We start from the raw sequence: 14,403 nt of genomic DNA, 5'->3' as shown, positions 1-14,403 counted from the left end.
GGAAATCAGAAGAACGCCTGAATGCCCGTTTGCGCGCGTCCGAGAATCAGCGCGTGAATGTCATGCGTGCCTTCGTAGGTGTTGACGACCTCGAGGTTCACCAGGTGCCGCGCAATCCCGAACTCATCCGAGATGCCGTTGCCGCCGAGCATGTCGCGGGCAAGACGCGCAATCTCGAGCGATTTGCCGCACGAGTTGCGCTTCATGATGGAGGTGATTTCGACCGCGGCCGTGCCTTCGTCCTTCATGCGGCCGAGGCGCAGCACGCCTTGCAGGCCGAGCGTGATTTCGGTCTGCATGTCGGCGAGCTTCTTCTGGATCAACTGGTTGGCGGCGAGCGGCCGGCCGAACTGCTTGCGGTCGAGCACGTATTGACGCGCCGTATGCCAGCAGGCCTCGGCGGCGCCGAGCGCGCCCCAGGCAATACCGTAGCGCGCCGAGTTCAGGCAGGTGAACGGGCCTTTGAGGCCGCTCACCTTCGGCAGCATGTTTTCTTCCGGCACGAACACTTCGTCCATCACGACCTCACCCGTGATCGAGGCGCGCAGGCCCACCTTGCTGTGGATCGTCGGTGCGGACAGGCCTTTCCAGCCTTTCTCCAGAATGAAGCCGCGGATCGCGTCCTTGCCGTTTTCTTCGAGCTTGGCCCAGACGACGAACACGTCGGCGATCGGCGAGTTGGTGATCCACATCTTCGCGCCCGACAGCGAGAAGCCGCCGTCGACCTTCTTCGCCCGCGTAACCATGCTGCCCGGATCGGAGCCGTGGTTCGGCTCGGTCAGGCCGAAGCAGCCGATCCATTCGCCGGTGGCGAGCTTCGGCAGGTACTTGTCTTTTTGCGCATCCGAGCCGAATTCGTAGATCGGCACCATCACCAGCGACGACTGCACCGACATCATCGAGCGGTAGCCGGAATCGACGCGCTCCACTTCGCGTGCGATCAAGCCGTAGGCCACGTAGTTCAGACCGGGGCCGCCGTATTGCTCGGGAATGGTCGGGCCGAGCAGGCCAAGTTCGCCCATTTCGCGGAAGATCTCGATGTCGGTCTTCTCATGCCGGAACGCCTCGAGCACGCGCGGTTGCAGCCGGTCTTGCGCGTAGGCCGCCGCGGCGTCGCGCACCATGCGCTCATCTTCGGTGAGTTGCTGATCGAGCAACAGAGGATCTTCCCAGTGAAACTGCGCGGCGTCGGCCATGATGCGTATCTCCTGAATCGAATCTGATGTGTCTGGTGTTGACTTGAAGTGCTTGACTTGAGTTCCGCTATGCGAAACAATGTTTTGCAAATCAGCCCCGAGTGTATCACCCGATGACGCCTGCATCTACTCCCCTCGAACCCCTGGACGAGCGCAAGTTTGTCGTCGCGCTGGCCCGCGGCCTTGACCTGCTGCGCGCGTTCCGGCCCGGCGAGACGATGCTGGGCAACCGCGATTTCGTCGAGCGCACCGGCTTGCCGAAGGCCACCGTCAATCGTCTGGCTTATACGCTGACGGTGCTCGGCTACCTGCGTCTCGACGAGTCGCTCGGCAAATATGCGCTCGATGCGGGGGTGCTGTCACTCGGCTTCGCGCTGCTCTCGGGCACCGACACGCTCGAACTGGCGCGGCCGCATATGCGCACGTTCGCACGCGAGGTGGGGGCGGCGGTGTCGTTGGGATGCCGCGACGGGCTCGACATGATTTATCTGGACACGATCCGCAGCGAGACGGCGTTGACGCTCGGTCTCGCGTCGGGTTCGAAGCTGTCCATGCTGACGAGTTCGATGGGCCGCGCGTATCTCGCGGTGCAAGCGCTCGACGTGCGTGCCGCGTTGATGGCGGAGTTGAAGAAGGCGGCTGGCAAAGAGGGCGCGACGCTGGTGGCGGACGCGGAGAAGGAGATCGCGGCGTTCGCGCTCGAACGCTGCTGCTATTCGTTTCGCGACTGGCACGACGATGTGAACGCGGTCGCCGTACCGTTTCGCGAGCCGCGCGAAGGGCGCTGGCTGGTGCTCAGTTGCAGCGGGCCGGCGTCGTCAATGGGGGAAGAGGTGTTTCGTGAGAGCGTCGCGCCGCGGCTGAAGGCGTTGGCGCGGCGCCTCGGCGATGCCGGTTGAACCCGGGCCGATTGAAGGCCTGATTGCACGCCTGATTACCGGCTTGATTACCGGCGACTTCCTCTGCCGTGCACGTCAAACCGTGCCGTTGTGACTATGCACCGCAAACAGAGGCCCTTGCACGAAGCGCACGTCGTACTGCTGCAGCAAGTCGAACTGCGCTTCGCTCGCGACGCGGTTGAAGATCAACGGTATGCGCAAGCGGTTCGCATAGCCCACTAGCGGCTTTACCATGGCGTCGCGCAAGGCGAGGCCGGCATCCATCTTGATGAAGTCGAGCCGCGCCATGTCGGAGACCGAGAGGATCTGGCCGGCGTTCGGCAGATTTCCCGCCACCTTGAAGCCATAGCGCTGGTAGCTCTTCGTCAGATAGCCGAGGAAGGTGCGGTGCGCGACCGCGGCCGCCGGCAATTCGATCACGATGCGCGACGGATTGAGTCCGAACGACACCAGCACCGTCGAGAAGTGCCGGCCATGGTCGTACTTCACGCTCTTCAGCAAGCGTTCGTGAACCCGCAGGAACAACAGCCCATGGCGCTGCGCGCCGAAAAAATTGATCGCATGCAGCGCGCGCGACATGCGGTCCAGCGTGACCAGTTGCGGGTCGTCCTCGATGCGGTCGAACGGGTCGTAGGGTTCCCCGTCGAGGCGCACCGTCACCGCCTGAAATCCCAGTTCGTCGCCGAAACGATCCACGCTCTCCGGTGCGGCCGACAGCGACTGGGCAAGCGCATGCACGCTGATATCGAAGATCGGCTCATAGGCGCTGGCGAGTTCCAGCCCTTCGAAACGGGCCAGTGCGCTGTCGTGATAGATGCCTTCGCCCAACGCCAGATGCTGGCCGAGAAACGGATGGTCGGCAGCACGGGCGACGAGTTCGGGAACAGTCTGCGGGATCATGTGTGGTGGTGGTGGCGCGTCGTGCGCGCATCGAAAGGCGGCTTTGGCCGCATCTTTCGATGGTAGCAGTCCGCACCGTCGTCACATGAACAAAATGCTGATAACCATATCGGGGTTCCTACGGATGATTCAGGGTTAACGTTAATTTCACTATTCGTAATTAGTTTTACCATTCGTAAATCGCAGAATGGCGGCGGTGGTGGCTGCGCTTGCGCCGCCTTCGCCACGCTTGCCCCCAGGAACCCGGTCAGGATGAGGAGACGACTCGATGAATGCCCACCCAAGCTCCGCCCACGCCAGTGCGGACAACCCCACCGGCAACCCCGCGCGGCCCGACATCGAGCCGGGCTATCAATCGGGCTACCAGTCGGGCTTTGCCAACGAATTCGCCACCGAAGCGTTGCCGGGCGCGCTGCCGCAAGGTCGCAACTCGCCGCAGCGGGCCGCTTACGGCCTGTACGCGGAGCAACTGTCGGGCACGGCCTTCACCGCGCCGCGTAGTCACAACCGCCGCTCGTGGCTTTACCGGATCCGGCCGGCGGCAGTGCATCAGCCGTTCACGGCGCTGCCGTCGCATCGTCTGGTGGCGAACTTCCATGACGTGCCGCCGACCCCGCCCAACCAGTTGCGCTGGGATCCGCTGCCGATGCCCGCCGAGCCGACCGATTTCATCGACGGCTGGGTGACGATGGCCGGCAACGGTTCGGCCGAGGCCATGAGCGGCTGCGCGATCCACCTGTACGCGGCCAACCGTTCGATGCAGGACCGCTTCTTCTACAGCGCCGACGGCGAACTGCTGATCGTGCCGCAGGAAGGGCGGCTGCACATCGCCACCGAACTCGGGCGGCTGGACGTGGAGCCGTTCGAGATCGCGGTGATCCCGCGTGGCGTACGCTTTGCCGTGACGCTGCCCGATGGCGCCGCGCGCGGTTATATCTGCGAGAACTTCGGCGCCTTGCTGCGGTTGCCGGACCTCGGGCCGATCGGCTCGAACGGTCTCGCCAATCCGCGTGACTTCCTCACGCCGCACGCGGCCTACGAAGACCGCGAAGGCGCATTCGAACTGATCGCCAAGCTCAACGGCAATCTGTGGCGCGCGGACATCGGCCACTCGCCGCTCGACGTGGTCGCGTGGCACGGCAACTACGCGCCGTACAAGTACGACCTGCGCCGCTTCAATACGATCGGCTCGATCAGTTTCGATCATCCCGATCCGTCCATCTTCCTCGTGCTGCATTCGCCGAGCGACACGCCGGGCGTCGACACGATCGACTTCGTGATCTTCCCGCCGCGCTGGCTCGCCGCTGAAGATACCTTCCGGCCACCCTGGTTCCATCGCAACGTGGCGAGCGAATTCATGGGACTGGTGCACGGCGTCTACGACGCGAAGGCCGAGGGTTTCGTGCCGGGCGGCGCGAGCCTGCACAACTGCATGTCGGGCCACGGCCCGGACGCGGGTACCTTCGAGAAGGCATCGCACAGCGATACCTCGAAACCGCACAAGGTCGGCGACACCATGGCGTTCATGTTCGAAACCCGCACGCTGATCAAGCCGACCCGCTTTGCCCTCGAAACCGCGCAATTGCAGGCGCACTACTACGAGTGCTGGCAAGGTCTCAAGAAACACTTCAACCCGGAGCAACGATGAGCGCAGCGAGCGATCTTCAGGCGACGCTCGATGCGTCGCGCAAAAGCTGGATCGAAGCGGCGAACGATCCCGCCTGTGATTTTTCGATCCAGAACCTGCCGTTCGGCGTGTTCAGCGATACGCGCCATGCGGCGCGGCGGGTGGGCGTGGCGATTGGCGACAGCATCGTCGACCTTGCGGTCTTGCAGGCGAGCGGGCTGCTGCGTCTACCGGATGCCGGCGCAGGTGCAGGCGTAAGCGCAAGCACGGCGGCAAGCGCACCGGTTTTCGCCCGCGACACGCTGAACGATTTCATCGCCCTCGGACGCGATGCCTGGCGCAGCGTGCGTATCCAGTTGAGCCAGTTGCTCGCCCGCGAAAGCGCCACACTGCGCGACGACGCCGCCCTGCGCGAACGCGCGCTGGTATCTCAGGCAAGCGCCACGCTGCATCTGCCGCTGCAGATTCCTGGCTACACGGATTTCTATTCGTCGAAGGAGCATGCGACGAACGTCGGTTCGATGTTCCGTGATCCTAAGAATGCGCTGCTGCCGAACTGGTCGGAGATGCCGATCGGCTACAACGGCCGGGCCTCGTCAGTGGTGGTGAGCGGCACGCCGGTGCGGCGGCCGAACGGCCAGCTCAAGCTGCCGGACCAGGAGCGCCCGGTGTTCGGCGCATGCCGCAAGCTGGATATCGAACTGGAGACCGGCTTTATCGTCGGACGCGGCAATGCGCTCGGCGAGCCGATTGCCTGCGCCGATGCGGAGGCGCATATCTTCGGCATGGTGCTGCTCAACGACTGGAGCGCACGCGACATCCAGCAGTGGGAGTACGTGCCGCTCGGGCCGTTCAACGCGAAGAGCTTTGCGACCACGATCTCCCCGTGGATCGTCACGCTCGATGCGCTGGAGCCGTTCCGCGTCGCGCAACCGGTGCAGGAGCCGCAACCTCTCGCGTATCTGCGGCATGACGGCGCGCATGCGTTCGATATCGCGCTTGAAGTCACGCTACGCCCGCTGCGCGCGCAACAGGCGACGACCATCGCCCGCACCAATTTCCGGCACATGTACTGGACGATGGCGCAGCAACTCGCGCATCACACCGTGTCGGGCTGCAATACGCGAGTGGGCGACCTGATGGGTTCGGGGACGATCAGCGGGCCTGCCGCAGACTCGTACGGCAGCTTGCTTGAGCTGACGTGGAACGGCAAGAATCCGCTGGAGTTGAAGGAGGGTGGAACGCGCGCCTTCATCGAAGACGGCGATGAATTGACGCTTGCCGGATGGTGCCAGGGCGAAGGCTACCGGGTCGGTTTCGGCGCATGCAGCGGCGAGATTCTGCCGGCGCAGCGTTAAAGTCGCAGGCGCACTTACGGGCGCGGGCCCTTGGCCCCACCGCTCGTTCACTGCAGCGCCTGCGTCGCCCCGCGCCGCTTTTCCCACCACACCGCCACCAGAAACGCGAGCGCACTCGCCAGCAGCACGCCGATCATCGCGTCATCGCCCACGCTTTTCATCAACGCCCCCGCGAGCAACGGACCGCCGAAACTCGCGGCGCTCCACGACGCGCCGACCAGCGAGCTGGCCGATACCAGGGCCACGCCGCGAAAGCGCTCGCCGCATGCCACCAGCGAGAGCGTGTAGATCGACCCCGCCGCCGCGCCCAGCACATACAGCAGCGGCCAGCATAGCCACGGCGACGCAATCGCCCACGGCAGCAGCGGCAACAGCACCACGACCACCACGGCCGCGCCGATATGCACGCGCTCGCGGCCAAGGCGGTCGGCGAGCCAGCCGATCGGAAACTGCATGGTCGTATCGCCGAGCAGCAGGGCGGAGGCGAACAGCACGGCCACCTCGCCGGAGATGCCGTGCGCCATCGCAAAGAGCGGCATCAGCGACAGCGCGATGGTGTCGAACAGCGCGAAGAAGCCGGTACCGATCACGAGCGCTGGCATCTGCGGCAGCACGTGCCGCCAGCTATCGTGCGCTTGCGGCTCGGCGCTGGAGACGGGCGTCGAGCGGATGGCCGCGAGTGCCGGCAGCGCCAGCATGAAGAGCGCGCCGCACAGCAGAAAGCGCCAGGCGGTGAAGTCGGCGATCTGGCTCACCAGCACCGGGCCGGCCATCTGGAACAACGTGAAGTTCGTCGCATAGATGGCGACGACGCGGCCGCGCGTCGCATCGTCGGCGAGCTGGTTGACCCATGCTTCGCCGATCGTGAAGAGCAGCATCAACGCGGCGCCGCAGAGGATGCGCAGCACGCCCCAGACCCACAGGTTCGAACTCATCTGCATCGACGCCGTGGCCAGGCCCACGACCAGCACCGCGCCGACGATCACCTGGCGGCCGCCGAAGCGCGCCGCGATCCAGCCGGCCAGCGGCACCACGAGCAGGCCGCCGCCCGCTTGCGCGGCGCTCAGCAGGCCGACCACGTCGGTGCCGTAGCCGGCCTGGGTCAAGGCAAGCGCAGTGAGAGGAAGGGTCGCGCCGCTGCCGAGTCCGACCACGGCGACGCTGAGGATGAGTGCGAGAAAATCGCGTGTGTAGATGACTTTCATCGGGCGAGATGCTACACCGCCCGTCTGTCATGCGCATCCCGGCAAGGCGCCGCCAGGCGCGCCGCCGGCGTCGACAGGCAGGCTTAGCCGGTGACGGCGACGCTCTGCGTGCGGCGTCCCATCTGCACCGACCACAGCGTCAAGGCGAGCGCGCCGGCAGCCGCCGCGACGCCGACCCACGGCAGCGTGGTGAGCGGCGCGCCTGCGCCGATGACCATACCGCCAAGCCATGCACCGCTGGCGTTACCCAGATTGAAGGCGCCCTGGTTGAGCGTCGAGGCGAGATTCGGCGCATGGCTCGCGCGATCGACGATCAGCATTTGCAGCGGCGGCACGATCGCAAAAGCGAGCACGCCCCACACGAAGATCGTGATCATCGCGGGCACGGCCGCGTGCATGGTGCCGGCAAAGATCGTGAGGATCACGACGATGGCGAGCAGGAACGCGATCAGCGACGGCATCAGACGCCAGTCGGCCAGCTTGCCGCCAAGTGTGCTGCCCACGGTCAGGCCGAGACCGAACAGCAGCAGCACCAGCGTCACCGCATGCGGCGTGAAGCCGGTGACGTCTTCGAGAATCGGCGTGATGTAGGTGAAGGTGGAGAAGAGGCTGGTCGATGCCAGCACGCTGATGCCGAGCACCATCAATACCTGTGGGTTCTTCAGCACGGTGAACTCGTGCACGAGACTGGCCTTCTGCATTTCGATCTTCGCGGGCAGACACGCCGCCAACGCCGCTGCCGCCAGTACGCCGATGACGGTGACGGCCCAGAACGTGGCGCGCCAGCCTACTGCCTGGCCAAGCGCGGTGCCGAGCGGCACGCCGAGTACGTTGGCGAGCGTGAGGCCGGTGAACATCAGGGCAATGGCTTGGGCACGCCGGTTCGGCGCGACGAGCCCCGCCGCGACCACCGAGCCGATGCCGAAGAACGCGCCGTGGCAAAACGCCGTGACGATGCGCGCGGCCATCAGCACGCCATAGTTGGGCGCGACGGCACACAGCAGATTGCCGACGATAAACACGCCGATCAGATTCATCAGCGCTTTCTTGCGCGGCATGTTGGCCACCGCGATGGCGACGATCGGCGCACCGATCGTCACGCCCAGCGCGTACGCCGATACCAGCATGCCGGCGGCGGGGATCGAGACGGCCAGATCGCGAGCCACATCGGGCAGCAAGCCCATGATGACGAATTCAGTGGTACCGATTCCAAACGCGGCTACGGCGAGGGCAAGCAGAGGCAAAGGCATGATGGGGGAGATCGGTACGAAGTCCGCGCGATGCGCGCGTGGCCGGCGCGCGTTTCGGAACGAGAGCGCGGGCGTCGGCAGGGCAAGCAAGTAAGGGATTGTACCTAAGCCAAAACGGTGCTGCTGGCGAGCGCTCAGGGTGTTGTTTTTCGCTCAACAAAGCGCAGCGCGCCCGCCACGCCCTCGGCGAAGACTGCCTGATAACCGCCCGCGCCCTCGCGACGCAAGGCCTCCGGCAGGTCGTCGAGCGGGCTGTTTTCGAGTGCGGAGCGACGGTCTGCCAGCAAGGCGCCCTGCGGAAACGCGGCGAGTTCCGCGGCCAGCCGCTCGGCCGCCGCCCGCGCCGTACCCGGCGGCACGACGCGATTGGCGAGGCCGAACGCGAGGGCTTCGTGCGCGTCGAGCGCACGGCCGGTCAGGATCAGGTCCAGCGCGCGCGACAGGCCGATCAGCCGTGGCAGCCGGATCGTGCCGCCGTCGATCAGCGGAATGCCGACGCGCCGGCAGAAGACGCCGAGCACCGCGTCTTCCTCGACCACTCGCAGATCGCACATCGCGGCCAGTTCGAGACCGCCCGCAACGGCGTAGCCGGCAATCGCGGCGATCACCGGCTTCGTGAACGGCATGCGCGTCGGACCCATCGGACCGGGGCCGCTGCCATCGGCGTGCAGTTCGTTGCGGCGCGTGTCGTCTGCGAGCGCGCTGAGATCGGCGCCCGCGCAGAAAGTGCCGCCCGCGCCGAACAGCACCGCTGCGCGCCAGCTTGGTTCGGCTTCGAAGCGTCGGAACGCGGCGGATAGTGCGTCGGCAGTCGGACGGTCGACCGCGTTGCGCCGCGCCGGCCGCTCGAGCACGATCGTCGCCACGGTTTCGCTTGCTTCAATTCTCACGTGGTCGCCAAATTCTTCGGGTGTCATCGCCATCTCCGAGGGCTGTCCAGATCGCCAGCTATTTGCTATGCGCGCTGATTATTGCTCGACGCTGTCACATATACTTCACGAGGGAACCGTAGCGTAAGCGCTTTTTTAGCATGCCGGCTTCGTACGCCGGCACATCGAGTCTGCACTTGTTATTGTCCATGTCATCACCCACGCCGACTCTCGAATCGCCTCTGGCGGAGCCCATCTGGATCGTGCCTTTGCACGAACACCCGTGGTACGACCACGTTCGTCTGAAGCGCGTCTTCATTGCCGACGGCACCCGTCATCAGGTCGTGCTGGTCGACGCCCGCAAATTGCTCGACTGCGCGAATCGCGACAATACCGACTACGTCCTGAAGCCCGTCAACGAATGGCATACGGGCAAGGTGCGCGGCATTCGCGAGTTTCTCGATCCCGCCAACCCGCGCATTCCGCAGATGCCTTATGTGACCGTTTCGACGCGCCGCGCGCCGGGTCTGATGGGCTGGTTTGGACTCGAACACGAAGGCGTCGTGGCGTTTCGCAACGGCCAGCATCGCGCGCGCTATCTGGCCGATGCCGGCGCACGCTGGTTTCCGGTCGAGGTGCACGAGCGCGAAGTGGCGTTGCTGCGCGAAGTGTGCGGCGCGGCCGACGATGCGCGCACCGCGATTCGTCAGACCATGGATCGGGCGCCTTAGCCGCGTCCTTGCCCGGCTGCGTTGCGGCTGAGCGTGGGCGGTGCCTTCGCTGCACCCTGGCCGTTGTTCTAGCCGCGCACGGACACCCTGTTGCGCGGTGTGCCGCCATACCACGCCGCCACATTGCCGAGCGTGGTCTGCGCGATTTCGTTCATCGCCTCGCGGGTGAAGAACGCCTGGTGAGCGGTGACGATCACGTTCGGGAACATCAGCAGACGCGCCAGCACGTCGTCCTGGAGCGGCAGGTTCGAATGATCCTCGAAGAACAGGCCGCCTTCTTCCTCGTAGACGTCGAGCCCCAGGTTGCCGAGCTGCCCGCTCTTGAGTGCGCCGATCAGCGCATTGCTTTCGACCAGCCCGCCGCGCCCCGTATTGATCAGCATCGCGCCGCGCTTCATTTTGGCGAGTGCGCGTTCGTCGATCAGATGGTAGGTGTCCGGCACCAGCGGGCAGTGCAGGCTGACGACGTCGCTTTCGGCGAGCAGCGTATCGAGCGGCACGTAGCGTGCGCCGAGCGCGAGCAGATCCTGCGCGGGCGTGCCGGGGTCGTAGGCGAGCACCTGCATGCCGAAGCCCGCCATGATGCGGCCGAAAACACGGCCGATCATGCCGGTGCCGATCACACCCACGGTCCTGCCGTGCAGATCGAAGCCGAGCAAGCCGTTGAGCGAGAAGTCGCTTTCGCGCGTGCGCGCGGCCGCTCTCGGCAAGCGCCGGTTCAGCGCGAGAATCAATCCCACCGCATGTTCGGCCACCGCGTGCGGCGAATAGGCCGGCACGCGCACCACCGTCACGCCGAGCCGCTGGGCGGCCGCCAGATCGACGTGATTGAAGCCGGCCGAGCGCAACGCAATCAGGCGTGTGCCGCCCGCGTGCAGGCGCTCGAGCACCGCTGCGTCCGCGCAGTCGTTGACGAATGGACAGACCACCTCGAAGCCCTCTGCCAGCACAGCGGTTTCGGCGTCGAGGTGCGATTCCTGAAAGTGCAGGTCGTAGCGGTAGGCGGCGTTCGCTTCGTTAAACGTTTCGCTGTCGTACTGACGGCTACTGAACAGGATCATGCGCATGAGGTGCTCCGCAGACGGTATGCCGATAGTTTAAGCGTCCCGTAGCGCATGCAGGCTGGTGCTCATCTCGCCGGCCACCGGTAGCGGTGTTTGCGCCGCTGCCGGCACGGCGGCGGCGTCCGCGCTCGCAACGCTCCGGCTGAAATGCTCGAGCGTATGGGTGACGAAGGTGCGCGTTTTGGCCGGCAGGAACTGGCGATTCGGATAGACGATCGACACCTTGAGGTCCGGGTCGTCGACCCGGTGATCGTCCATGATGCGTGTCAGGGTGCCCGCTGCCAGGTCGTCGGCCACCATTTGCCACGGCAGGATCGCGACGCCCATGCCGGCCAGCACGCCCAGCCGCAGCATCATCGCGCTGTTGACGGAGTAGACCGGTTGCAGCGTGACCTCTTCGGTGCGCCGGCCCGGTCCGGTGAAATGCCAGGTGCTGTTGGGCTGCTCCGCCGGCAGCGCGATGAACGCGTGCAGGGCGAGTTGTTCCGGCGTGTGCGGCACACCTTGCTCCGCGAGATAGCCGGGCGCGGCGCATACCACTAGCGCATGCGTGCCGATAGGCCGTTCGACCAGATCCTGGCTGGGCGCGACGAAGCCGGTGACGAGGCCGACGTCGTAACCGTCCTCGATCAGATCCACATGCCGGTCGGTCAGCGTGAGCCGCACCTTGACCTTCGGGTATTGGCGGCGGAAACCGTCGAGCAGCGGGGTCAGCGAGAGCAGCGAGAGCGCACCGGAGGCGACGAGCCGCAGCGTGCCGCCCGGCTCGGACTCGCTGTCGGCAAGGGCGTTTTCCAGCCGATCGAGTTCTTCGAGCAGCCCGCGACAACCTTCGAGGTAGCGTGTGCCGGCCTCCGTCAGGGCGAGATTGCGGGTGGTGCGATTGATCAGCCGCGTTTTCAGATGGGCTTCGAGCGTGGCGATGGAGCGCGTGACGAGCGCATTCGATACCGCGAGTTGTTGCGCGGCGCGGCGGAAACTTTCCGTTTCGGCCACCCGGACGAAAACTCGCATTGCGTGAATCTGGTTCATTGGAATTCGCCTCATGTGCTAGAAAAACCGCGAGGGTGAGACTTGCTGCGGCATAACGAACGGCCGAATCAGCAATCGTCCGGACCAGGGGTGCTGCGACTACTGTGGAAAATCATATTGACTATTACGACGAATTACAATATTTATTGATCAGACTTGTCGAATTCGGGTTTGGGAATTTTCCGACTTGTCTGTAGGGTAATAGGTATTGACCGAATCGGCATGATTCGGAACGCAATGTATTGACCCATGACCCAAATAACCTGACTTTTTATGGTACCTGGGCAACTCAACGAGGAAGCAATGCGCTTATGCAATCCGACTCGAATGGCTGGCCGTCGCCACGCTGCGACATGGAGTCTCAGGTCCCGGGTCCCGGTCTCGCCTCGTCCGAGTGCAATAAATCCTTAATCCTTAATTCAATGACGCATATCGCGTTGCGGCAATGTGCCGCTTGTCGCACCCGGAAGGATTGCCAGGAATTGGCTTTTTAGAAATTTCAAGGCGATTTTTTCTCACGATTGTTATAAATCAACGGTAAAGCGGCAACCCAGAACATGATCGGCGAATTGCTCAGGTCGCAACCGGAAATCGCGCTGTTTGCGAGCCTTGCTTTAGGCTATTTCATTGGCTCATTCAAGATTGGACCGATCCAGCTTGGCGGGGTCTGCGGCACGTTGATCGTGGCGTTGCTATTGGGCCAAACCGGCGCCCGGCTTGCGCCCGACCTGAAAAACATTGCCTTTGCCCTGTTTATTTTTGCGCTCGGTTTCACCGGCGGCCCGCAGTTCTTCGCCAATATCGGCCGGGGCTGGCGCTACGGCTTGCTGTCGATTGTCGAAATCGTTTCGGTGCTGCTGCTCGTGATGACCGCGGTGTTCGCGCTGCGTCTCGATGCCGGCACGGCGGCCGGCCTGCTGGCGGGCGCCGCGACGGAGTCGGCGGTGATCGGCACGGCGTCGGAATCCATTGGCAGGTTGGGCCTCGCCGAGGCCGAAACCGCGCGTCTGCAGGCCAACATCGTGACGGCCTATAGCGTCAGCTACCTGTTCGGCCTGATCACCATCGTGCTGTTTACCAGCCAGTTCGCGCCGCTGCTGCTGCGCGTCAATTTGCGCGAGGAAGCCGAGCGCGTGTGGCGCAAGCTGGGCGGCGACGGCGCGCTCGACGAAGGCCAGCGCATGGGCGCGCTTGCGCTGGTGAGCCGGGTGTTTCGCGTCGGCCCGGCGGCGGGGCTCGCGATCGAAGCGCTCGAACAGCGCTATGGCTGCAACCTGACGGTCGAGCAGGTGGACCGGGACGGCGCGCGTTTGGCGCTCGAACCGCATCTGCTGCTGGCTGCCGGCGATATCGCACTGGTCGCCGGGCGGCGCGAGGCGGTGGTGGCGGCCGGCCCGGCAATCGGCACGGAAGTGTCCGACGCGCGCTTCGGCGCGCTGGCCGCCGAGCGCGTGAACGTGGTCCTGACGCGGCGCGAGGCGCACGGCATGACCGTCGCGCAGCTGCGCGAACAGGCCACGCCGGAACAAGGGCGCGGCGTCTATATCGCTGCCGTGACGCGGCTCGAGACGACGGTGCCGGCCTTGCCGGGCACCGAACTGAACCGCGGCGACGTGCTGACCCTCGTCGGCGCCAAGGCCGACGTGGAACGCGGCGCGCGCCAGCTTGGTTACGTGCTGCCCGCGACCCAGAAGACCGATTTCGTCTATCTCGGGCTGGGGGTGTTGCTCGGCATGGCCATTGGGCATCTGGGCGGCCGCGTCGGCGGCGTTTCGATTGCGCTCGGCACCGGCGGCGGTTGCCTGCTGTCGGGGCTGCTGTTCGGCTGGATCCGCTCGCGCCATCCGCTGATCGGCTCGCTGCCTTCCGCCGCCGCGCAAATCCTGAAGGACTTCGGCCTTGCAACGTTTATCGCCGCGGTCGGCCTGTCGGCGGGGCCGGACGCGATCAGGCTGGTGCGCGAGTACGGCATCGCGTTGCCGGTCGTCGGGATTCTCATGGTGCTGATTCCAGGGCTGCTGTCGCTGTGGATCGGCCGTATGTTTCTCAAGCTCGAAACCCCCATGCTGCTCGGCGCGATTGCCGGGCAGCAGTGCAGCACGCCGGCTATCAGCGCGCTCGTCGGCGTGACCGGCAATTCGACGCCGGTCATCGGTTACACGATCACCTATGCGCTTTCCAACATCCTGCTGCCGTTGATGGGGCCAGTGGTGGTGGGGTTGGCCGGCAAGTTCGGCTAGGCGCTGCAGCAGGACGGCAGCAATACCACAGA

12 protein-coding genes are annotated in these 14,403 nt (G+C 65.0%); 5 read left to right on the top strand and 7 right to left on the bottom strand.

The window, feature by feature from the left end:
• Positions 1-5 precede the first annotated feature (5 nt).
• The gene (locus BUS12_RS36415) at positions 6-1,196 is read right to left on the bottom strand and encodes an acyl-CoA dehydrogenase (RefSeq protein ID WP_074302325.1); all 1,191 of its coding nucleotides are present in this window, start codon (positions 1,194-1,196) and stop codon (positions 6-8) included.
• Between the two features lie 113 nt (positions 1,197-1,309).
• On the opposite strand from BUS12_RS36415, the gene BUS12_RS36410 reads away from it, so the two are divergent.
• Positions 1,310-2,095, top strand: a complete 786-nt coding sequence (locus BUS12_RS36410) for an IclR family transcriptional regulator (RefSeq protein WP_074302324.1) — start codon at positions 1,310-1,312, stop codon at positions 2,093-2,095.
• Positions 2,096-2,170: 75 nt separating this feature from the next.
• Here BUS12_RS36410 and BUS12_RS36405 read toward each other — a convergent pair whose 3' ends face one another.
• Positions 2,171-2,995, bottom strand: a complete 825-nt coding sequence (locus BUS12_RS36405) for an EAL domain-containing protein (RefSeq protein ID WP_074302323.1) — start codon at positions 2,993-2,995, stop codon at positions 2,171-2,173.
• A 268-nt stretch (positions 2,996-3,263) separates the two neighbouring features.
• Between BUS12_RS36405 and hmgA the strand changes: the two genes are divergently transcribed.
• Positions 3,264-4,643 (top strand): homogentisate 1,2-dioxygenase, encoded by a 1,380-nt coding sequence (gene hmgA / locus BUS12_RS36400; RefSeq protein WP_253190308.1) that lies wholly within the window; start codon positions 3,264-3,266, stop codon positions 4,641-4,643.
• Positions 4,640-5,980: a fumarylacetoacetase gene (gene fahA, locus BUS12_RS36395; protein WP_074302322.1), complete on the top strand. Its 1,341-nt coding sequence runs from the start codon at positions 4,640-4,642 to the stop codon at positions 5,978-5,980. Before hmgA ends, fahA begins: the two co-directional genes overlap by 4 nt.
• Before the next feature lie 47 nt (positions 5,981-6,027).
• Here fahA and BUS12_RS36390 read toward each other — a convergent pair whose 3' ends face one another.
• From BUS12_RS36390 to BUS12_RS36380, 3 genes are all read right to left on the bottom strand, one after another.
• Complete coding sequence (locus BUS12_RS36390) at positions 6,028-7,185, bottom strand: MFS transporter (protein WP_074302321.1); 1,158 nt, start codon at positions 7,183-7,185, stop codon at positions 6,028-6,030.
• 83 nt (positions 7,186-7,268) lie between these two features.
• Positions 7,269-8,435: an MFS transporter gene (locus BUS12_RS36385; RefSeq protein ID WP_074302320.1), complete on the bottom strand. Its 1,167-nt coding sequence runs from the start codon at positions 8,433-8,435 to the stop codon at positions 7,269-7,271.
• 134 nt (positions 8,436-8,569) lie between these two features.
• The gene (locus BUS12_RS36380) at positions 8,570-9,352 is read right to left on the bottom strand and encodes a crotonase/enoyl-CoA hydratase family protein (protein WP_074302809.1); all 783 of its coding nucleotides are present in this window, start codon (positions 9,350-9,352) and stop codon (positions 8,570-8,572) included.
• 161 nt (positions 9,353-9,513) lie between these two features.
• Between BUS12_RS36380 and BUS12_RS36375 the strand changes: the two genes are divergently transcribed.
• Positions 9,514-10,035, top strand: a complete 522-nt coding sequence (locus tag BUS12_RS36375; RefSeq protein WP_074302319.1) for a plasmid fertility inhibition factor family protein — start codon at positions 9,514-9,516, stop codon at positions 10,033-10,035.
• A 68-nt stretch (positions 10,036-10,103) separates the two neighbouring features.
• Here BUS12_RS36375 and BUS12_RS36370 read toward each other — a convergent pair whose 3' ends face one another.
• Both BUS12_RS36370 and BUS12_RS36365 read right to left on the bottom strand, forming a co-directional pair.
• A complete protein-coding gene (locus tag BUS12_RS36370) occupies positions 10,104-11,102 on the bottom strand; it encodes a 2-hydroxyacid dehydrogenase (RefSeq protein ID WP_074302318.1) in 999 nt (332 codons plus the stop codon).
• A gap of 30 nt (positions 11,103-11,132) precedes the next feature.
• The gene (locus BUS12_RS36365) at positions 11,133-12,131 is read right to left on the bottom strand and encodes a LysR family transcriptional regulator (protein WP_074302317.1); all 999 of its coding nucleotides are present in this window, start codon (positions 12,129-12,131) and stop codon (positions 11,133-11,135) included.
• A 557-nt stretch (positions 12,132-12,688) separates the two neighbouring features.
• On the opposite strand from BUS12_RS36365, the gene aspT reads away from it, so the two are divergent.
• Entirely contained in the window at positions 12,689-14,371 is a 1,683-nt protein-coding gene (aspT, locus tag BUS12_RS36360) for an aspartate-alanine antiporter (RefSeq protein WP_074302316.1), read from the top strand.
• Positions 14,372-14,403: the final 32 nt, after the last annotated feature.

This window comes from Paraburkholderia phenazinium (assembly GCF_900142845.1).
In the GTDB taxonomy this organism is placed as follows: domain Bacteria; phylum Pseudomonadota; class Gammaproteobacteria; order Burkholderiales; family Burkholderiaceae; genus Paraburkholderia; species Paraburkholderia phenazinium_A.
This window is presented reverse-complemented; position numbering and strand designations above follow the sequence as displayed.